Origin of the sequence: Dactylosporangium darangshiense, assembly GCF_039537565.1 — a bacterium.
Classification (GTDB): domain Bacteria; phylum Actinomycetota; class Actinomycetes; order Mycobacteriales; family Micromonosporaceae; genus Dactylosporangium; species Dactylosporangium darangshiense.
In genome coordinates, this window is sequence record NZ_BAABAT010000002.1 from 253,736 (window position 1) to 270,977 (window position 17,242).

Consider the following 17,242-nt stretch of genomic DNA (forward strand, 5'->3'; position numbering starts at 1 on the left):
TGCGCTCGACACATCGGACAGGCGGGGTCTACGCGGGCTCGTCGAGGCGCAGGATCGTTTCCTCAATCTCCGCGTTTCGCGCCTTGGCGAACGCGATCTCCGTGCCTACGATCGCGAATCCCGCCCTCTGCAGCACCCGGAGCGACCGCACATTGTCGCTCGCGGCGCGGCCGAACACGGGCCGCACGCGGACCGACTCCAGCAGCAGCGCGAGCGCACGGCCGGCGATGCCCCGGCCCCAGAAATGCCTGTCGATCCAGTACGTGACCTCGGTATCGCCGTCGACGACGAAGCTGCCGACGCTGCCGACGAGCCGCCCGTCGGCGGTTACCGCACGGATGGTCACCTCGGGCGACGTCCTGATCTTTGCCATGTGGGCATCGAAGGCGGCGCGGTCAGCGGGATTTCTGGCGACGAAGGCGGCCATCCGGACCGACTCGGGATCCCGCATCTGTTCGAACAAGGCATCCAGGTCGGAGTCGTCGACCGGCCGCAGCGCCACCTCGGTCATGAGTGCCTCCAACGCCTGGTCCACCACCGGTCAGCGGGACTGAACATATCAGCAGCATCGGACGGGAGGTCAGGACCCGGCATCCGCGAGCGAGGGCCTTGCTGTGTGGTTGACTGGTGTTCTACTCTACCAGAACAATCTGCTCCCGGGTGGACGGAGAGGGCGCCTGACGTGATCAACTTTCATATCGACCGGTCCAGCAGCGTTCCGGCATACGCGCAGCTGGTGCGGCAGGTGCGCGAGGGGCTGCGGATCGGAACGCTGCAGCCGGGGGACCAGCTCCCCACCGTGCGCAGCGTGGTGACCTCGTGCACGATCAACCCGACCACGGTGCTGAAGGCCTACCGCGAGCTGGAACTGTCCGGCCTGGTGGAGGCGCGGCAGGGGGCGGGCACCTTCGTCAGCGGGACGCTCGGCCACGCGGATCCCCATGTCATGGCCCGCCTGCGCAGCGGCCTGGCCCGGTGGCTCGGCCAGGCCCGGGACGCGGGTCTGGAGGACGAGGACGTCCAGGCGCTGTTCGCCTCGGTGATCGTCGAGAACTCGGCACGCAGGACGCCGGCCGGCGGCGACCAGCCGCAGGGGGAACCGGCGCCGGGCGCTGCGTTCCAGCAGAAGGAAGGCGCAGCATGAGCGACCCGGTCATCGCCGTCGAGGCACGGGACCTGAGCAAGCGTTACGGCAACGTGTGGGCGCTGCGTGAGTGCGGTTTCCAGTTGCCCGCCAACCGCATCATCGCGCTGGTCGGCGCCAACGGCGCGGGCAAGTCGACGCTGATGAGCATCATCAGCGGCACGCTGGCGGCCACCTCCGGATCGATGCTGGTCAACGGGGACCCGGTCGTGAAGGGCGGGGACGGGCGTGCCGACGCCGCCAGCCGGGTCGCGATCCTGGCCCAGGACAAGCCGCTGTATCGGGACTTCAGCGTCACGGACATGCTCCGTTTCGGACGGGTCACCAACCGCATCTGGGACCAGCGGCGGGCGCTGTCCTGGCTGGAGCGCTTCGACATCCCGCTGGACCGCCGCTGCGGCAAGCTCTCCGGCGGGCAGCGGGCGCAGGTCGCGCTCGCGGTCGCCCTCGGCTCCCGCCCAGCCCTGCTCCTGCTCGACGAACCACTGTCCAACCTCGACCCGGTGGCCCGCACCGACGTCACCGGCGAACTGATGGCCGAGGCCGCCGACAGCGACATGACCGTGATGCTGTCCACCCATATCATCGCCGAGCTCAGCGGTGTCGGCGACCACCTGCTGCTGCTCGACGCGGGCCGTCCGGTGCTGACCGGCGACGTCGAGGAACTCCTCGACAGCCATCTACGGCTCACCGGACCCCGCGCGGACCGGCCGCCGAGCCCGGGCGCGATCGTCCAGGCGCAGCACACCGACCGGCAGTCCACGTTCGTCGTCCGGCAGCCCGCCGGACCGGCCGCGCCGGCGATCGTCGCGCCCGGCTGGACCGCCCGACCCATCACCCTGGACGAGCTGATCCTGACCTACCTCAAGGCGTCGGCGAAGACCCACCGAGACCTGGAGGCGGCAGCATGACCCCGATCACCCGACCGCGGCTCGCCGTGCACCACGAGGACGGCACCGAGTCCACCGCCATGCGCGGCGGGGGCTTCTCCGGTCTGATCTGGCTGACCTGGCGCCAGCACCGCTGGACCCTCATCGGCACGCTCGTCCTGGCCGCCGTGCTGGTGGGCTCGATGACCTACCTGTCCAGAGAGGTGACGGACCTGTGGCACCAGTGCCACAACATGCGGTGCCCGGAAGGCTCCCCGCAGAGCCAGAAGCTCGGCGGGGCTTCCGGCCTGGTCCTGACCATCGAGTCCCTGTTGACGCTGGTGCAGTACATGCCGATGTTGATCGGCGTGTTCGTCGGCGTCCCGGTGCTGTCCAGGGAGCACGAACAGCGAACCCTGCTGCTGGCCTGGAGCCAGGACATCTCCCCGGCGCGCTGGCTGTGGACCAAGCTGAGCCTGCTCGGGCTGTTCGTGGCGGCCGTGACCGCGGCCGTCGCCGGCGCGAGCGACCACCTGGAACACGTGATGTCCAACGTCTCGAGAAACGGAAGCATGTTTGAGTACCACACGTTCCTGAACACCGGGATGCTCCCGCTCGCCATCAGCATCTGCTGGTTCGTGGTCGGCGTCGCACTCGGCGCCGCCATCAAACGCACGCTTCCCGCCGTGTTCGGCGTCGCCGCGGGCTTCGTCGGACTGATGCTGCTCGTGCAGTTTCGGTACCCCACGCTCATGAAGCCGCTGTCCGCCTGGCGGCAGGTCGGCGCGCAGGACGGCCTGCTGGACAAGAACGGCCTCGTCGTCAAGGGCGGCATCATCACCTACGGCGGCGACCAACTGTCGGGCGCGTACGACGCGTCCCGGCGTCAGCTCACCGGCGCCGAGCTGGAACGCCTCTGCCCGCCCGACAACGGTGCCGGCACGACGTTCTCCTGCTACGTCGACAACCATCTCCAGCAGTACCTTGTGTATCAGCCGGGCAGCAGGATCCCCGACTTCCACCTGATCGTCGGCGCCGGCTACCTGGGCCTCACCGCGGTGGCCCTCGCCGCCGTCTGGCTGATCGTGCGCCGCACCAACCTCAGCGCGGGCTGACCCCGGCCGGGCCGCTGGGGTGTCGCACCTCTCAGCGATCAGACGGTGAGCGCCGCGAGTACCGCCGCCGCATTCCAGAGCGTTGGGCGCACGGCGTCGAGGCGGCACCCCCGGCTGTACGCTCCCGTCATGTTTCGCCTGCGTTACGCCCCGTTTGCTCGCCAGGCGCTCGCCCTGCAGGCGGGCGTGCTCATCGTCGTGGTCGGCGTCGGCTTCGCCCTCGTCGGCTGGCTGTTCGACAGGGAGCTGACGCAGCAGTACGGCACCAGAGCGCTCGCGGTCGCGCACACCCTCGCCGCCGATCCGGCGATCGCGGCCGCCGCCGCCACGGACGACCCCCGGGGCGTGCTCCCCGGCCGGGCCGAGACGGCGAAGGCCGCCAGCGGCGCCCTGTTCGTCGTCATCACCAACCGGCAGGGCATCCGGCTGGCCCACCCGAACCCCGACCGCATCCACGAACCGGTCAGCACCGACCCGTCCGAGGTGCTCCGCGGCCGCGACACCATCAACGTCGAGCGGGGCACCCTCGGGCTGTCCGCGCGCGGCAAGACCCCGCTGCGCGACGCGAGCGGCACGATCGTCGGCGAGGTCAGCGTCGGCTTCCGCATCGAGGACATCCGCGGCCACGTCTTGCGCGAGCTCGGCGTCGCCGCGCTCTTCGCCGGCGGCGCCCTGCTGCTCGGCTTCGTCGGCTCGGCGCTGCTGTCGCGCCGGCTCAAGCGGCTCACCCTCGGCCTCGAACCGCGCGAGCTCGCCGAACTGGTCCAGGAGCGCGAGGCGGTCCTGCACGGCATCAGCGAAGGCGTCCTCGCCGTCGACGCCGACGGCCGCGTCTCGGTGTGCAACGGCGAGGCCGCCCGGCTGCTCGGCGTGCCCGGCGACGCCGCACCGACCGGCGCCCCGGTCGCCGCCCTGGCCCTGCCGCCCGCGCTGCGCGACGCCGTCGAGCAGCGCGCCCCGGTCGACAACGTCATCACCGTCGCCCGCGACCGCGTGCTGGTCGCCAACTACCGCGCCGTGCGCCGCGACGAACGCGACCTCGGCGGCGTCCTGACCCTGCGCGACCGGACCGACCTGGAGAACATCACCCGCGAGCTCGAGTCGGTGCGCACCCTGAGCACCGCGCTGCGCGCCCAGCGTCACGAGTTCGCCAACCGGCTGCACGTGCTGTCCGGCCTGCTGCACAACGGCCACAGCGGCGAGGCCCTCGAGTTCCTGCACGCGGTCTCCGACACCGCCGCGCCGGCCGCCGGCCGCACGGTCGACGACCCGTACCTGCAGGCGTTCGTCGACGCCAAGAGCGCCGAGGCCGCGGAGAAGGGTGTGCGGCTGTCGCTCGCCGACACCAGCTGGGTCGGCACCCGCGTCGCCGCGCCGGTCGAGGTCACCACCGTGCTCGGCATCCTCGTCGACAACGCCCTGGAGGCCGCCCGCCGCGGCGCCCGCCGCCCCGCCTGGGTCGACCTCGCCCTGCTCGACGACGGCACCACCCTGCACATCTCCGTCGTCGACTCCGGCGACGGCGTCCCCGCCGACCTCGCCGCCCGGATCTTCGACTCCGGCGTGTCCACCACCGGCGAGGCCGGCCGCGGCATCGGCCTGGCCCTGGCCCGCCAGGCCGCCCGCCGCCTCGGCGGCGACGTCCGGCTGGCCGCCGCGGCGTCCGACGAGCACGGCGCCGTGTTCGAGGCGCGGCTGCCCGACGCCTTGCAGCCGGCCCCGGTGCCGGCATGACGATCAACGTGCTCGTCGTCGAGGACGACTTCCGGGTCGCCCGGGTCCACGTCGAGTTCACGCAGCGCGTCGACGGGTTCACGGTGAGCGCGACCGCGCGCACCGCGGCCGAGGCCCGGCGCGAGCTCGCCGCCCGCGCGGTCGACCTGGTGCTGCTGGACACCTACCTGCCGGACGAGTCCGGGCTGGAACTGCTCGCCGAGCTGACCGTCGACGCCATCATGCTCACCGCGGCGTCCGATGCGGCGACCATCCGGGCCGCCTATGCCCGCGGGGCGCTGAACTACCTGGTGAAGCCGTTCACGGCCGAACAGCTCGCCGACCGGTTGGGCGCGTACCGGCAGTATCGCGCGCTGGTCGCCGCCGAGCGGTCGCTGACCCAGGCGGAGATCGACCGGTGCTGGCGGATGCTGCACGACGGTGACCGGCCGGCCGCGCCGAAGGGGCAGTCCGCGGTCACGGTCCGGCTCGTCAGCGAGGCGCTGCGCCGCGCCGGGCGGGCCCGCACCGCCGCCGGGATCGCCGATGAGCTCGGGATCTCGCGGGCCACCGCGCAGCGGTACCTGGCGGCGCTGGCCCGCGACGGTACCGCCGAGGTCCACCTGCGCTACGGGGTGAGCGGCCGGCCGGAGCACCAGTACCAGTGGCGGGCCGGCTCGCGAGGTGTTTGACAACGGCAAGATCAAGGAGTCCAACTGCTACGTCGGCATCAGCGTCATGCTGGCGCAGCTGGGCGTGCAGCCGGACTTCGCCGCCGCGGTCGCGGGCTGAGGCGCGGACACTGTTTCCACCGGGTGTACCCAATGGAAATAGTGTCCGGCATTGGCGGCGGCCCTGTTCCCGGGCCGGTCCGGGTGCGGTTGGATGTCGGGCATGGCCGACCGGTCCGCGCAGGACATCGACCGCCGCACAGCGCTCGCCCGCGAGTGGGACGAGCTCGTGCAGCAGGTCCGCGGGCTGGACGGGTTCGAGGACTTCCTGCGCCCGCCCCGCCTGGCGGACCTGCTGCCCGCCGCGCGGGGCGGCCCGGTGATCATCCTCAACGTCAGCCGCTGGCGCTGCGACGCGCTCATCGTCACCACGGACGGCGTGAACGTGGTCGAGCTGCCGAAACTGACCCATGACGAGGTGACCGTGCGGGTCGAGCAGTACCTCGGTGCGGTCGGTGCCGTGCCGGACGACGCCTCGCTCAAGGAGACCCTGGCCTGGATGTGGGAGGCGTTCGCGGAGCGGGTGCTCGACCACCTCGGCTACACCTCGTCCCCGTCCGGCGCAGCGCCCTGGCCGCGGGTGTGGTGGTGCCCGACCGGCGCGCTGGCCCTGCTGCCGATCCACGCAGCGGGCCGCCACGACGCCGACGGCCAGGCGGTGATGGACCGCGTCGTGTCGTCGTACACGCCGACCCTGCGCGCCCTGCTGGAGGCCCGCGGCGGCGGCCCGGCCCGCCCCGACGACCGCGCGGTGGCCGGGCCCGGCCGGGTGCTCTTCGTCGGCCTCGAGCAGACCCTGGTCGAGCAGCTCGTGCCCGCCGAGCGGCGCACGGTGCTGAGCGGGAGCGACGCGACCCGTGCGGCGGCGCTGAGCGAGCTGGTCCGGCACGCGTGGGTGCATTTCGGCTGCCATGGCGACCAGGACCTCGACGACCCCTTGCGCGCCGCCATCCACCTCCACGACGGCGAGCTCACGGTCAACGACTTCCCGTCGGCGCAGTACCGCGGCGAACTGGCCTATTTGTCCGGCTGCCGGGCCGCGGCCGGCGGGACGGCCCTGCCCGACGAGACGATCACGCTGGCCGCCGCCCTGCACTACACGGGCTACCGGCACGTGGTCGCCACGCTCTGGTCGGCCGGCGACCGGCACGCCGCCCAGGTGGCGGCCGGGTTCTACGAGACGCTGATCGGCGCGGGCACCTTCGATGCAACGGGCGCGGCGCAGTCGCTGCACTCGGCGGTGCGCGGGCTGCGGCAGCAGTACCGCGACCAGCCGAGCGTCTGGGCCCCGTTCGCACACACCGGCCCGTGAAGCCGCACACGGCCGGAGACCGCGCGACCGTCGCGTACGCGGCCGCGCTGGACGCCTTGCACGAGCTGTTCGTGCTGACCGGCGACCTGGAGCCGCTGCGGCACGCGATGGCGTTCCGCCGCCGCTCGCTCGCCGGCCGCGACCCCGGCCGCCTCAACGAATTCTTCGTCCTGCTGCACCAGCTGTACCGCCGCACCGGCAACGCCGTGGTGCTGACCGAGGCGATCGCCGTCCAGCGCGACGCCACGAGCCGGACCCCGGCCGACCATCCCCACGCCGCAACGATCCGCGCCAACCTCGGCGCCGCGCTGTACGACCACTTCGAGCGCACGGGCGACGAGAACGCCCTCCGCGAGGCTCTCGAGACCGTCCGCCCGCTCACCGACGCCGACCTCCACCGGCTGGCTTCCACCTCCCCGCGGCTGGTGGCTCGCCTGCGCGGCCCGGGCGCCGGCGAGGCGGGGGAGGTGCTCGAGCAGCGGTACCGCGCAACCGGCAGCCCGGAGGATCTCCTCGCGGCGCTGGCCGCGTGGCGCTCGGCGGCCGCACACCCGGCGGCGACCGGCGCAGACCGCGTCGCCGCGCTGCACCGCCTGGCCACCGCCGCCCAGTCCGCCGGCCTGACCGACGTCGCCGCCAACGCCTACATCGCCGCGGTCGGCCACCTGCCCACGATCGCCGACCCCGACGCCCGCCCGTCCCGCTGGCCCGGCCTGGCCACGGACGCGGCGGGCGCGGCGATAGCAGCGGGCGCGGCCGATGCGGCGGTCGCGCTGCTGGAGCACGGCCGCACCACCATGTGGGCGCAGGCCCTGCACCACGACGCCGCCCGGCAGGCGCTGCGACACCGCGAGCCCGGCATCGCCGACCGCCTCGACGAGGTCCGCACCCTGCTCGCCGATGAACGGCGTTCTCAGTGAAACGCCCGATAGCCGGTCGTCTCCGCGTCGAACCCCCAGGTCCGTGACGACCACACGGCCGCGTCGCGCAGGGCGGCGGCCAGCGCGGGGAAGTCGCCGCGCAGGGCGAGGGCGCCCCAGCGCCAACGCGAGGCGACCAGTTGCCGGTATGTCGGCGATCGACCGGCCGGACCGACGCTCGGCCGCCCCTCGATCGCGCTGTCGATGAACCACGCGGTGTTGAGCACGACGTACGCCGCACAGGCGATGCTCACCTGGCGGCGCCACTCCGGCGCCTCGACGACCTCGGGCGCGTACGCCGCGAGCCCCGTGGTGAACGCCGCCAGGAGCTCGTCGGTGAGGCCGGGCGGCGGGTCGAACACACACCAGCAGGAGGCGAACGGGAGCACCGTATATGCCGCGGCGAGCGCAGCGTGCGCGACGTCGGTCGCCTCCAGATCGAGGAACCACCAGCCGTCGCCGTCCAGCACGGCGTTGTCGGGGCAGGTGTCCGCGGGCCACAGCACGTCCCCGGCGCCCGGCTCCAGGAGGGCGCCGGCACCCGAGAACTCGTCCTCGATGGCGGCTGTGTCCGCGTCGGGCACGATCTCGACCAGCCTGGCCAAACCCTGCAGCAACTGCGCCCCCACGCCAAAGCCGGCGGCGCCGCCGGGCAGGTCGCGCCGGAGACGAAGGCGAGCCTCGGCGACGACGGCGCGCGAACGGCCCAGCATCGCGCCGAGATCGTGGCCCATCCGCGGGCGCCGGCCCAGGCCGGCTTCGGAGTTCTCACCAGGCAGCAGGTCGACCAACTCGAGGCGCAGTTCGTCGACCGCCTGGACGGCGGCGTCGGCGCGCAGGAGGGGCCGCTCCGCCGCCCCCGTGGCCTGAGCCGGCGTCACGTTGACGCGGATCCTCACAGACCGAGTGCTCGAGCGCGGACCGTCACCTGCCGGAACTCGATCTCGCGACCGTCCCGGGCGAGCTGGGTTCCCTCGACCAGATACCACAGGTCGCCGTCGTACAGCTCGACGCTGGTCAGGTCCACGCGAGCGATCCGCATGATGAGCGGGCCGACACCGTACCGGTAGTCCTCTTCGCTGAACTCCAGTATCTCCCCCATGGGCGAAGTGGCGATCCACGTCCGCCATCCGTTACCGGGCACGGTGAACCGTCGCGCTGCCGGCGGCGGACCAGCCGCCGGCAGCGGCTCATCGATCGCGGTTCTCGTGCCGTTCCAGCCAGCCGGGCCAGATCCGCCGCGCGACCTCGATCCGAAGTCGGCCGCCGATGTGCATGCTGCGGGCCACGCCGCGGTAGCCGGGCAGCACGCCCGAGGCGATCACGATGTGGCCGAGCAGCACCGGGGTCACCAGATACGTCGACCAGCGGTGCACGCGCTGCAGCCAGACGAACGCCGTGCCGCCGTCGATGGCTGCCAGGCCCACGCCGCTGCCGATCAGCACTGCGAGCAGCGCGGTCACCACCAGGTTGGCGATGCGTTGGCCGGGATCGAAGTGGCCGTCGTGCCGTGGGAACCGGCCGTTCAGCGCCGCAGCGGGCCAGCGGCGCAGCCAGTGTGCGTCGCCTCGCTCGGCTCGCAGCGACTCGGCGAGGAACACCCGGGTGGCTCGGGCTGCGACCGTGACGGCGACGGCGGCGAGCCCGGCCAGTGCCCAGCCGGCGTACGTGTGCAGGGTGACGTCGGGCACGCCCGTCGCCTCGGCCAGCACGCTCGGGTGGCCCTCGTGGCCGGTCGCGAGCCACCAGCCCGTGCCCAGCAGGGTCAGCACCGTGACGTACGTGAGGGCGTGGAACCAGCGGGTCCGGCGCGAGTACCGTTCGACCACGCCGGCCTGCCGCGCATTGCGGGCCATCGGGGTCAGTATCCGTTCGGTCCGGTGTCCGGTGCGGTCGTCTCGCCGGCGCCGACGTTCACCTTGACGGCGGCCTCGGCGCCGGCCGGTGAATGGTTGGCGTTGCGCAGCGAGACGTGCAGCGTGTGCTCGCCGGGCGGCGCGTTGAGGATTTCGCCGCTGTCGGACTCGACGATTGTGTAGTCGTCGGCGTTGTTGTCGAAGTACACGTGCACGTGGTGCTTGCCGGACCCGGTCGGGCCCAACGGCACGCTCGCTTGGATCTTGACGGTGAACGGCGGGTTCACCTGCGCTCCGTCCGCGGGGGAGAGCATTGCAACGGTGGGGCCGCCGGAGCCGCTGCCGGAGCTGCATGCGGCTGACAAGCCGGGTGTCAGCAGTACCGCCACGGCGAGTATCCGGCCGTAGGCCAATCGGGTCGTCGTCTTCATACCGGTACCTACCGCGGTGGCGGCGCCGACGGATTTCGTCGAGCCACGACAGATCTGATCCGGCGTTGCGGCGGTAATACCTGGTATGGCGGTGAACGACGAAGTGCTGGTCGCCGGCATGGCGGCCGGCGACACCCAGGCCGCCGCGACGCTCGTGCGTCGTTATCAGGCCCGGGTGTACGGCCTGGCGCTGACGATCGTGGGCGTGCCCGCGACGGCGGAGGACGTGGCCCAGGAGGCGTTCCTGCGGGCATGGCGCTTCGCCGGCGGCTACGATCCGCGCCGCGGCGCGGTGCTCACGTGGCTGCTGACGATCGCGCGGAACGCGGCGCTCACCGCGGTGCGCCTCGATCGCGACCGGCCGCTGCAGCCCGAGGCGATGATGGCCGTGCTGCTGGATCGGCAGGCCCCCGACAACCAGCACGCCGATCACGTCGCCGAGGCCGAGCGTATCCGCGTGGCGCTGCACGAGCTGCCGCCCGAGCAAGCTGCGGCGGTCGTCCTGGCCGCCTACTACGGCCTGAGCGCGCGGGAGATCGCCGAGCGGGCCGGCGTGCCGCTGGGTACCGCGAAGACCCGGATCCGTCTGGGCCTGGCCCGTCTGCGCGAGAGCCTCGAGGTGAGTGATGACTGAACGACTCGGCTGTGGCCAGACGGAGGACCTGCTCGCCGAGCTTGCCACCGGCGCGGCCACCGGCCATGACCGTGCGCTGGCGTTGGAGCATGTGGCGGCGTGCGCGGCGTGCCGGCGGGCGCTGGACGAACTGGTCCAGGCCGCGGACGCACTGCTGCTGCTGGCCGCGCCGGCCGAGCCGCCGGCAGGGTTCGAAAGCGCCGTCCTCGCGCGGATGACCAGCCAGGATGCGCGGGGGCGCCCACGGGTCCCGATGGCCGGATGGCTGCCCGTCGGCGGACGCCGACTGGTTGCCGGTGCGGTGGCCCTGGCGCTGGCGGCCGCGCTCGGCGCCGGCGTCGTCTGGTGGCGCACCGAAGCGGATCGCCAGCTGGCCGCGCAGCATCGGCAGACACTCGCGGTCGCGAACGGCCGCTATCTCAAGGCCGCCCGGCTCAGCACCGGCACGGGCTCGCCGGCCGGCACGGTGTTCCTCTACCAGGGGACCCCGTCATGGCTGCTGGTCACGGTCGTGGACGGCGGCGACGGCCGGTACGAGATCGTCGCGGTCGACCGAGCCGGCGCCGCGCACGCCGTCGGATGGTGCGAGATCCGCAACCGGTCCGGGACGGCCGGCTATCGCATCGACGTGCCGGTGTCCAGCGTCGCCGAGATCCAACTGCGAGGGGCCGATGGAACGCGACTCATGGCGAAACTCTGACCCGGCCGGCGGGTGCCGGTACGTCACGTGGATCGGGGCGTATCTGCTGGCCGCCCTCGATCCGGCCGACCGCACCGAGTTCCTGGCGCACACGCGCACCTGCTCGCGTTGCCGCGACGAGATCGTCGTGCTGGCCGAGATCCCGAGCATCCTGGCCCGCGGCTTTCGGGGCTGCTCGTAGCTCGGCGCGTGGTCAGCAGGGCACCGGCGCGAGTGCGACGTGGTCCGGACGGAGCTCGCCGACCATCGCGAAGGCGCTCCGGTCGACGTCGCAGCACAGCGGCAGGTCGCCGGACAGGTCGACCTGGTCGGCGCCGGGGCGTTCGGCGTAGGCGCGGGCGTGCTCAGCGGCGCCGCGCCGGATGCCGGCGACCAGGTCGTCCCGGCTCGGCGCCAGGCCGCGCAGCAGGTCGTCGAGGTAGCGGGCGCAGGCGAGGTCCTCCGCAGTCCGGCCGGTGCACAGCAGCGTGTACGGGGTCTGGGCGTGGTGCCGGGCGATCCACCGCGCCGTGGCGCCGACGTTGAGCGCCGACGCGGCCAGCAGCGCCGCCGGCTGCGGGTGTCGCAGGAGCCCGCGGGTGCCGTTGGAGGTCGCCTGGATCAGCCGCCGGCCCGCCAGCCGCGCGCGGGACATCTCGACCGGGGAGTTGCCGAGGTCGAAGTCGGCCGGTTTCAGGCCGCCGACCTCGCCGGCGAGCAGGCGGTCCGGGTGGCGGCGGCGAAGGTTGCGGCCGGCGTCGGCGGAGCGGGTGCAGGCGATGTCGGCGGCGCCGCGTTCGAAGGCGATGGCGGCGGTCGTGAAGGCGCGGATGACGTCGATGACCACGACGACGGTTCCTGGCGATATATCGGCATTCATCGCGATGATCGACACGATACGCGATTCTGCGCCACGGCCGAACGCCTGGCAAATTCATTGATCGTTCATCGTGCGTACATCCGCTGTTGGGGCTAGGTTGCTCGCTGTATGCCTCGGTCGTGCATGGAAGGGGTTCCTGCTATGTCCTCCAACGCGTCCACTGAAACCGCGCCGCGGCGCCGGCCGTCGGCGCGGGCGGTGCTCGCGGCGGTCGCCGCGCTGCTCGTGGCGGCGCTGACCGGCGGTGGCGTCGCCTATGCCGCGGTGACGGCGCAGCCGGCGATCAAGACGTTCACGCCGCGCTCGGAGCGCGACATCACCAACATCGACGTGCTGCGCCAGCAGATCCGCAACTACTACGGCGACCCGCTCGGCAGCGGCGTCGCGGCCGACGACAGCAGCTACGCCAAGGAGGCGCGCTCGGTCGCCGCCGCCGGGCAGCGGTGGCTCGAGGCTCGTCATCATGTCCGCGGTACCAAAGCCATCATCCTCGACGTCGATGACACCTCGCTGCTGACGTGGAACTACGAAATTTTCAGCAACTGGGCGTTCAACCCGACCACGAACGGCCAGTTCGTCACCGAGCAGCGCTTCCCGGCCGTTCCCGGCATGGTGGAGATGGCTCGCGCGGCCGAGCGGGAGGGGTACGCCATCATCTTCCTGACCGGGCGTGGCGCCGCACAGGAGGCGGCGACGCTGGGCAACCTGACCGCCGACGGCGTGGGCGTGGACGCCGGGTTCCCGAAACCGGCCACGCTCAGCGACGGCGAGGACGGCCTGTTCACGAAGCCGGCGGTCGCCGACTACCCGGACTACCTCAAGGCCGCCTGCGCCGGCGACCCGAACGGGTCCTGCACCACCGTGCACTACAAGTCGGCCACCCGGGCGCACATCGAGTCGCTGGGCTACGAGATCGTCGGGAACTTCGGCGACCAGTTCAGCGACCTGGAAGGCGGCCACGCCGACCGGACCTTCAAGCTGCCCAACCCGAACTACTTCCTGCCCTGATCGGCGACGGCGAGACGAACGCGGCCCATGGGCCGGGAGTGCGGGTGACCGCCCGGCCATGACCACGTGCGAGGCCCCGGCCGCAATCGCGGCGCCCGGCGTTCCCGGGCGCGCGTGGCCGGCCGGGGCTTCCGTTCAGGCGCCGCCTTCCGAGAGGTCGTCGCCAGTGACGGTGAGCTCGACGGTCACGACGGGCCTTAGCCGCGTGCGGCGGTTGGTTCGGTGCGGGATGCGGCGAGGACGGCCGGAGCGCGCAGTTGGTTGCCCGGGTCGGCGGCCGTGGCCATCGCGATGTCCGCGGTGTCGGCGGGGACATCGAATGGCACGACGAGCAGGTCGATCTGGTCGCCGCGCTCGGTGGTGGCGATCAACATGGCGGGGTCGACGGTGCTGAACCATCCGGCCCGCACCACGCGGGTGCCGACCGCGAGGCGCCGGAAGCGGCCGTCCCAGCTGTCGCTGTTGAGCATCAGCTGACGGATCGGTCCGTACCGTTCGTTCAGGGCCAGGATCAACCCCGGCAGTTCCGCCACCGGGTCCCTGGAACGGGGCCACCACCCTCCGTCGAGGACGGCTCGTGTGGCGCGCTCAGCGGTGAGCGACAGCCGCGGCTGGGTCGGCGGCTCCGGCGGAATGACGGTGGCGCGCTGTGCGGCGGTAAACATGAGTGGGCCCCTCTCCCGACCTGCGGCCGCCGCCGGCGACCGGCACAGGAGCCTGCAGCTTATGTCGGCGCGAATCGAACCTTGCCGAGTTCGGCGAAAAGGCTGCGGGCATGCCCGCAGCCGTTGATGACAGCCGGGTCAGGACGCGATGTGCAGTTCGTTCCGTACGCTGGTCACGCCGGCGGCGCTCCAGGCGGATCGTTCGGCCGCGCGCCGCTGTGACCATGACCGGACGCTGCCGCGCAGCGTCAGTTCGGCTCCGCTGAGGTCGATCATGATCCGCCGTGCGTCCAACTCGGCGTTGCGCTGCATCGCGGCCTGGACCGCTGCCTTGGTGTCGCCGGACGGCGGCGGCGACTCGAGCGAGATCTCGTTGCTGACCCGCGTGACGCCCTTGAGGTAGGTGACCGCCCGTGCGGCGGCGTTGCGCTGGTACTCCCAGGCGACGTGTCCGGAGAGGGTGATCCTGTGGTCCTGGACGTCGGCGGTGACCGCGTTCGGCGGGACGTCGACGGCCCACGCGAGGACCTGGCCGGCAGCCTGAGCGATGTTCTGATCGGTGATGTCCGAATCGGAGTGCGTGCGCACGGTGGTCTTGTTGGTGACGTGCTTGACGCCGCCGACCTGCATCGCAGCGTGTTTCACCGCGAGCCGCTCCGGCAGGCTGGGGACCTCGCCGGACAACGTCACCGTCCCACCGCTGACCTGCACTTCGATGGCGGTCGCGTCGATGCTCGGGATGTATCGCAGTTCCTCGGTGACGGCGGTTTTCAGTTCCTGGTCGGTTCTGTGCGGTGGCTGTGTCACGAGCCCAGGATGTGCCACATCCGCAGCGGGCACCAGCCCAATTCGGTCCATATTGCTGAGATCTTTCCCGGTCCGCAAAAAGTGCCCAATTTTATGGCGATATAGGCACTTCAGTCGGGCAGGGTACTTTGCCCTGTCGCCCGCCGATTGTCCGATCGGGCCGGACGGTTCGGATGAGGCCGAACGAGCGTAGGGTCGATGTGTCGCCCTGGTCGCAGGCGGCGTGACAGCCCGTTGCCGGCAGACACGCCCCAGCGGGCGGCAGAGGAGGACCTCATGTCCGTGCAGCCGCAGCCGACCCACCTGAGCGACGACGAGCAGGTCACGCGGGCCAACGGGACGGGCCGAGTGCCGGTGCTGTTCATTCACGGTCTGTGGCTGCTGCCCAGCAGCTGGGACCGTTGGGGTCCGGTCTTCGCCGAGGCCGGGTACGCGCCGATGTGCCCGGGCTGGCCGGACGACCCCGACACGGTCGCGGAGGCATTCGCCGAGCCGGAGGTGTTCGCCCACAAGACCGTCGGTCGGGTGGCCGACCACTACGCCGCCCTCATCGGCAAGCTGGACAGGAAGCCCGTCGTCATCGGGCACTCGTTCGGCGGACTGCTCACCCAGATCGTTGCCGGCCGTGGCCTGGCCGCCGCCTCCGTGGCGATCGACTCCGCACCGTTCCGGGGCGTGCTGCCGCTGCCGATCTCCGCACTGCGCGCCGCGAGTCCGGTTCTGGGCAACCCCGCCAACCGGCATCGAGCGGTGCCGCTCACGTACGAGCAGTTTCACTACTCCTTCGCCAACGCGGTCAGCAACGAAGAGGCCAAGGAACTGTTCGAGACCTTCGCCGTGCCCGCCGCGGGCGCCCCGCTGTTCCAGGCGGCGGCCGCCAACCTCAACCCGTGGACCGAGGCCAAGGTGAACAGCACCAACCCCGCCCGCGGACCGATGCTGATCGTCTCCGGGGAGCAGGATCACACTGTGCCGCGGGCCATCTCCGACGCCATCTACAACAAGCAGAAGCGCAACATCGGCGTGACCGAGTTCGTCGAGATGCCCGGGCGCGGACACTCGCTGACCATCGACCATGGCTGGCGGGAGGTCGCCGACACCGCGCTCGCGTTCGTCAAACGCTTCGCCTGACACGCTGATCGCGCACGCGAGGTCGTCGGTGCTGCGGTGTCCGTGCGGTAGGCGTCGGCGATGCGGGGGGCGTACGGTGTGGAGGTCGCCCGAGGTCCCCGCTCGCGGGATAACCTCAACTCGCATCGATGCTTTGCTCTAGGGCAGTCGGATCCCAGGCACCAGGCCGTTCGGGATGCCGCCACCTGCAGGCAGGCAGTGCCCCTTGCTTTCTCGCTTGCATTGGAGCCGAACATGACCGATGAGGAAACGCGCCCTCATGTCTCCGGGCCGCCCAAACCAAACGGATCGCCCTTCCTCGCAGTACCGAAGGCTGAAACACCGCAGCCGTCCCTGCCCCCGCCCGACGAGAGCGAGGCAGCCCTGAGCCGGCTGCGAGCACCGTTCGACATCGAGCCCGGCGATGCGTCCGCGCCCGCAGGATGAGCCAGCCAGGCCCGGACCGTCAGTCGGGGCACGTCGGTTGCTCGCTCACCCTCGAAGTGACCGCACCGAGCAGCATCGTGATCCAGATTGCCGCTGCCCGCCGGCCCGCAGTGACGATCAGCGAACGTCTGGAAGTCGTCAACAACATGGTCGCGTTGCCCGCGCAGGAACTGACCGGCGCGGCCGGCGGGCGCCAGCACCTGCTCCATGTCCAGCCCGGCAGCGTGACCATCGAGTACGACGCGACGATCACCGCCGGGCCGGGCACGCCCATTCGGGTGACCGATGAGGAGCGCGTGGCGGCATTGCGTCCCAGCCGGTACTGCCCGTCGGACCGGCTTACCGGCATGGCGCTGAGCCACTTCGGCGAGATCCCCACAGCACTGGAGCGGGTGCGGGCGATCTGCGACTACGTGTGGCGGCACGTGATGTACATGTCCGAGTCGAGCGGGCCAGCGACCGATGCGGTGGACACGCTGCTGTCCGCCCGCGGCGTCTGCCGCGACTTCGCACACCTCGTCACCGCACTCTGCCGGGCAGTCGAGGTCCCCGCGCGCGTCGCTGCGGTGTACGCCCCCGGCCTGGCCCTGATGGACTTCCACTGCGTGGTGGAGGTCGAGGTGGACGGCCATTGGCAGGTGTGGGACGCGACACGGTTGGCGCCCCGCCCGACGCTCGTCCGCGTCGCCACCGGCCGGGACGCCGCCGACATCGCGTTCACCACGGTGACGGCCGGTCGTGCCGAGCTGCGCAGCCTGGGGGTGAGGGCGGTGGCCCCCGGCGATCTTCCCGCGGATGACCACGACCGCCTGATCGCGCTCGGCTGAGCCTCCACAGGGTCACGGCGGGGGCGGCGTCGGTTGCCATGACCCTGCTCATGGCGTCCGCCATATCCCGCGTACGTCCGGTGCCGGATTCGAC

The 17,242-nt window shown here is 71.9% G+C and carries 21 protein-coding genes; 13 read left to right on the forward strand and 8 right to left on the reverse strand.

The features are described 5' to 3' along the window. Positions 1–28: 28 nt before the first annotated feature. Positions 29–511, reverse strand: coding sequence for a GNAT family N-acetyltransferase (locus tag ABD901_RS04755; RefSeq protein WP_345121617.1), 483 nt, complete (start codon positions 509–511; stop codon positions 29–31). 171 nt (positions 512–682) lie between these two features. Here ABD901_RS04755 and ABD901_RS04760 point away from each other — a divergent pair, with 171 nt between their 5' ends. The 7 genes from ABD901_RS04760 (at position 683) to ABD901_RS04790 (ending at position 7,804) form a co-directional block, all read left to right on the forward strand. Further along, a complete protein-coding gene (locus ABD901_RS04760; protein WP_345121619.1) occupies positions 683–1,144 on the forward strand; it encodes a GntR family transcriptional regulator in 462 nt (153 codons plus the stop codon). Then, complete coding sequence (locus tag ABD901_RS04765; RefSeq protein WP_345121622.1) at positions 1,141–2,055, forward strand: ABC transporter ATP-binding protein; 915 nt, start codon at positions 1,141–1,143, stop codon at positions 2,053–2,055. Before ABD901_RS04760 ends, ABD901_RS04765 begins: the two co-directional genes overlap by 4 nt. After that, positions 2,052–3,128: an ABC transporter permease gene (locus tag ABD901_RS04770; protein WP_345121624.1), complete on the forward strand. Its 1,077-nt coding sequence runs from the start codon at positions 2,052–2,054 to the stop codon at positions 3,126–3,128. Before ABD901_RS04765 ends, ABD901_RS04770 begins: the two co-directional genes overlap by 4 nt. A 129-nt stretch (positions 3,129–3,257) precedes the next feature. Continuing rightward, positions 3,258–4,862: a sensor histidine kinase gene (locus tag ABD901_RS04775; RefSeq protein WP_345121627.1), complete on the forward strand. Its 1,605-nt coding sequence runs from the start codon at positions 3,258–3,260 to the stop codon at positions 4,860–4,862. Further along, positions 4,859–5,533, forward strand: a complete 675-nt coding sequence (locus ABD901_RS04780) for a response regulator (protein WP_345121629.1) — start codon at positions 4,859–4,861, stop codon at positions 5,531–5,533. The genes ABD901_RS04775 and ABD901_RS04780 overlap by 4 nt, the downstream gene beginning before the upstream one ends. Positions 5,534–5,735: 202 nt before the next feature. Then, a complete protein-coding gene (locus ABD901_RS04785) occupies positions 5,736–6,884 on the forward strand; it encodes a CHAT domain-containing protein (RefSeq protein ID WP_345121631.1) in 1,149 nt (382 codons plus the stop codon). Then, positions 6,881–7,804 (forward strand): hypothetical protein, encoded by a 924-nt coding sequence (locus ABD901_RS04790; RefSeq protein WP_345121633.1) that lies wholly within the window; start codon positions 6,881–6,883, stop codon positions 7,802–7,804. The genes ABD901_RS04785 and ABD901_RS04790 overlap by 4 nt, the downstream gene beginning before the upstream one ends. On the opposite strand, the gene ABD901_RS04795 is transcribed toward ABD901_RS04790, so the two are convergent. The 4 genes from ABD901_RS04795 to ABD901_RS04810 all read right to left on the reverse strand — a co-directional run bounded on the left by ABD901_RS04795 (position 7,798) and on the right by ABD901_RS04810 (position 10,091). Further along, positions 7,798–8,685, reverse strand: a complete 888-nt coding sequence (locus ABD901_RS04795; protein ID WP_345121634.1) for a hypothetical protein — start codon at positions 8,683–8,685, stop codon at positions 7,798–7,800. The genes ABD901_RS04790 and ABD901_RS04795 overlap by 7 nt on opposite strands. A gap of 14 nt (positions 8,686–8,699) precedes the next feature. Then, complete coding sequence (locus ABD901_RS04800; RefSeq protein ID WP_345121636.1) at positions 8,700–8,906, reverse strand: hypothetical protein; 207 nt, start codon at positions 8,904–8,906, stop codon at positions 8,700–8,702. Between the two features lie 88 nt (positions 8,907–8,994). Next, complete coding sequence (locus ABD901_RS04805) at positions 8,995–9,660, reverse strand: cytochrome b/b6 domain-containing protein (RefSeq protein WP_345121638.1); 666 nt, start codon at positions 9,658–9,660, stop codon at positions 8,995–8,997. Positions 9,661–9,665: 5 nt separating this feature from the next. Beyond that, positions 9,666–10,091 (reverse strand): hypothetical protein, encoded by a 426-nt coding sequence (locus ABD901_RS04810; RefSeq protein ID WP_345121640.1) that lies wholly within the window; start codon positions 10,089–10,091, stop codon positions 9,666–9,668. Positions 10,092–10,182: 91 nt separating this feature from the next. Between ABD901_RS04810 and ABD901_RS04815 the strand changes: the two genes are divergently transcribed. Genes ABD901_RS04815 through ABD901_RS04825 form a run of 3 tightly spaced genes read left to right on the forward strand, consistent with a single transcriptional unit; the run spans position 10,183 to position 11,606 of the window. Next, positions 10,183–10,725 carry a sigma-70 family RNA polymerase sigma factor gene (locus ABD901_RS04815; RefSeq protein WP_345121642.1) on the forward strand — a complete coding sequence of 181 codons (543 nt, stop codon included), beginning with the start codon at positions 10,183–10,185 and terminating at the stop codon, positions 10,723–10,725. Beyond that, positions 10,718–11,425, forward strand: coding sequence for a hypothetical protein (locus ABD901_RS04820; RefSeq protein ID WP_345121644.1), 708 nt, complete (start codon positions 10,718–10,720; stop codon positions 11,423–11,425). Before ABD901_RS04815 ends, ABD901_RS04820 begins: the two co-directional genes overlap by 8 nt. Then, positions 11,397–11,606 carry a zf-HC2 domain-containing protein gene (locus tag ABD901_RS04825; protein ID WP_345121646.1) on the forward strand — a complete coding sequence of 70 codons (210 nt, stop codon included), beginning with the start codon at positions 11,397–11,399 and terminating at the stop codon, positions 11,604–11,606. The genes ABD901_RS04820 and ABD901_RS04825 overlap by 29 nt, the downstream gene beginning before the upstream one ends. Positions 11,607–11,618: 12 nt before the next feature. Here the strand turns inward: ABD901_RS04825 and ABD901_RS04830 are convergent, their stop codons facing one another. Beyond that, positions 11,619–12,299 carry a 2-phosphosulfolactate phosphatase gene (locus ABD901_RS04830; RefSeq protein ID WP_345121648.1) on the reverse strand — a complete coding sequence of 227 codons (681 nt, stop codon included), beginning with the start codon at positions 12,297–12,299 and terminating at the stop codon, positions 11,619–11,621. 126 nt (positions 12,300–12,425) lie between these two features. Here ABD901_RS04830 and ABD901_RS04835 point away from each other — a divergent pair, with 126 nt between their 5' ends. Then, entirely contained in the window at positions 12,426–13,292 is an 867-nt protein-coding gene (locus ABD901_RS04835; RefSeq protein WP_345121651.1) for an HAD family acid phosphatase, read from the forward strand. Positions 13,293–13,489: 197 nt separating this feature from the next. Here the strand turns inward: ABD901_RS04835 and ABD901_RS04840 are convergent, their stop codons facing one another. After that, entirely contained in the window at positions 13,490–13,957 is a 468-nt protein-coding gene (locus ABD901_RS04840) for a DUF5994 family protein (RefSeq protein ID WP_345121653.1), read from the reverse strand. Positions 13,958–14,095: 138 nt separating this feature from the next. Further along, the gene (locus ABD901_RS04845; RefSeq protein ID WP_345121655.1) at positions 14,096–14,764 is read right to left on the reverse strand and encodes a BON domain-containing protein; all 669 of its coding nucleotides are present in this window, start codon (positions 14,762–14,764) and stop codon (positions 14,096–14,098) included. 276 nt (positions 14,765–15,040) lie between these two features. Here ABD901_RS04845 and ABD901_RS04850 point away from each other — a divergent pair, with 276 nt between their 5' ends. Next, on the forward strand, positions 15,041–15,895 hold the full coding sequence (locus ABD901_RS04850; protein ID WP_345121657.1) for an alpha/beta hydrolase: 855 nt from the start codon (positions 15,041–15,043) through the stop codon (positions 15,893–15,895). Positions 15,896–16,398: 503 nt separating this feature from the next. Next, positions 16,399–17,148 carry a transglutaminase-like domain-containing protein gene (locus ABD901_RS04855; protein ID WP_345121660.1) on the forward strand — a complete coding sequence of 250 codons (750 nt, stop codon included), beginning with the start codon at positions 16,399–16,401 and terminating at the stop codon, positions 17,146–17,148. Positions 17,149–17,242 lie beyond the last annotated feature (94 nt).

Excerpts from the sequence above, each read along its gene's own strand:
- ABD901_RS04770 (WP_345121624.1), top strand. The coding sequence starts at position 2,052 with ATGACCCCGATCACCCGACCGCGGCTCGCCGTGCACCACGAGGACGGC.
- ABD901_RS04765 (WP_345121622.1), top strand. The coding sequence starts at position 1,141 with ATGAGCGACCCGGTCATCGCCGTCGAGGCACGGGACCTGAGCAAGCGT.
- ABD901_RS04835 (WP_345121651.1), top strand. The coding sequence starts at position 12,426 with ATGTCCTCCAACGCGTCCACTGAAACCGCGCCGCGGCGCCGGCCGTCG.
- ABD901_RS04780 (WP_345121629.1), top strand. The coding sequence starts at position 4,859 with ATGACGATCAACGTGCTCGTCGTCGAGGACGACTTCCGGGTCGCCCGG.
- ABD901_RS04785 (WP_345121631.1), top strand. The coding sequence starts at position 5,736 with ATGGCCGACCGGTCCGCGCAGGACATCGACCGCCGCACAGCGCTCGCC.
- ABD901_RS04805 (WP_345121638.1), bottom strand. The coding sequence starts at position 9,660 with ATGGCCCGCAATGCGCGGCAGGCCGGCGTGGTCGAACGGTACTCGCGC.
- ABD901_RS04800 (WP_345121636.1), bottom strand. The coding sequence starts at position 8,906 with ATGGGGGAGATACTGGAGTTCAGCGAAGAGGACTACCGGTACGGTGTC.
- ABD901_RS04825 (WP_345121646.1), top strand. The coding sequence starts at position 11,397 with ATGGAACGCGACTCATGGCGAAACTCTGACCCGGCCGGCGGGTGCCGG.
- ABD901_RS04810 (WP_345121640.1), bottom strand. The coding sequence starts at position 10,091 with ATGAAGACGACGACCCGATTGGCCTACGGCCGGATACTCGCCGTGGCG.
- ABD901_RS04775 (WP_345121627.1), top strand. The coding sequence starts at position 3,258 with ATGTTTCGCCTGCGTTACGCCCCGTTTGCTCGCCAGGCGCTCGCCCTG.
- ABD901_RS04850 (WP_345121657.1), top strand. The coding sequence starts at position 15,041 with ATGTCCGTGCAGCCGCAGCCGACCCACCTGAGCGACGACGAGCAGGTC.
- ABD901_RS04820 (WP_345121644.1), top strand. The coding sequence starts at position 10,718 with ATGACTGAACGACTCGGCTGTGGCCAGACGGAGGACCTGCTCGCCGAG.
- ABD901_RS04840 (WP_345121653.1), bottom strand. The coding sequence starts at position 13,957 with ATGTTTACCGCCGCACAGCGCGCCACCGTCATTCCGCCGGAGCCGCCG.
- ABD901_RS04755 (WP_345121617.1), bottom strand. The coding sequence starts at position 511 with ATGACCGAGGTGGCGCTGCGGCCGGTCGACGACTCCGACCTGGATGCC.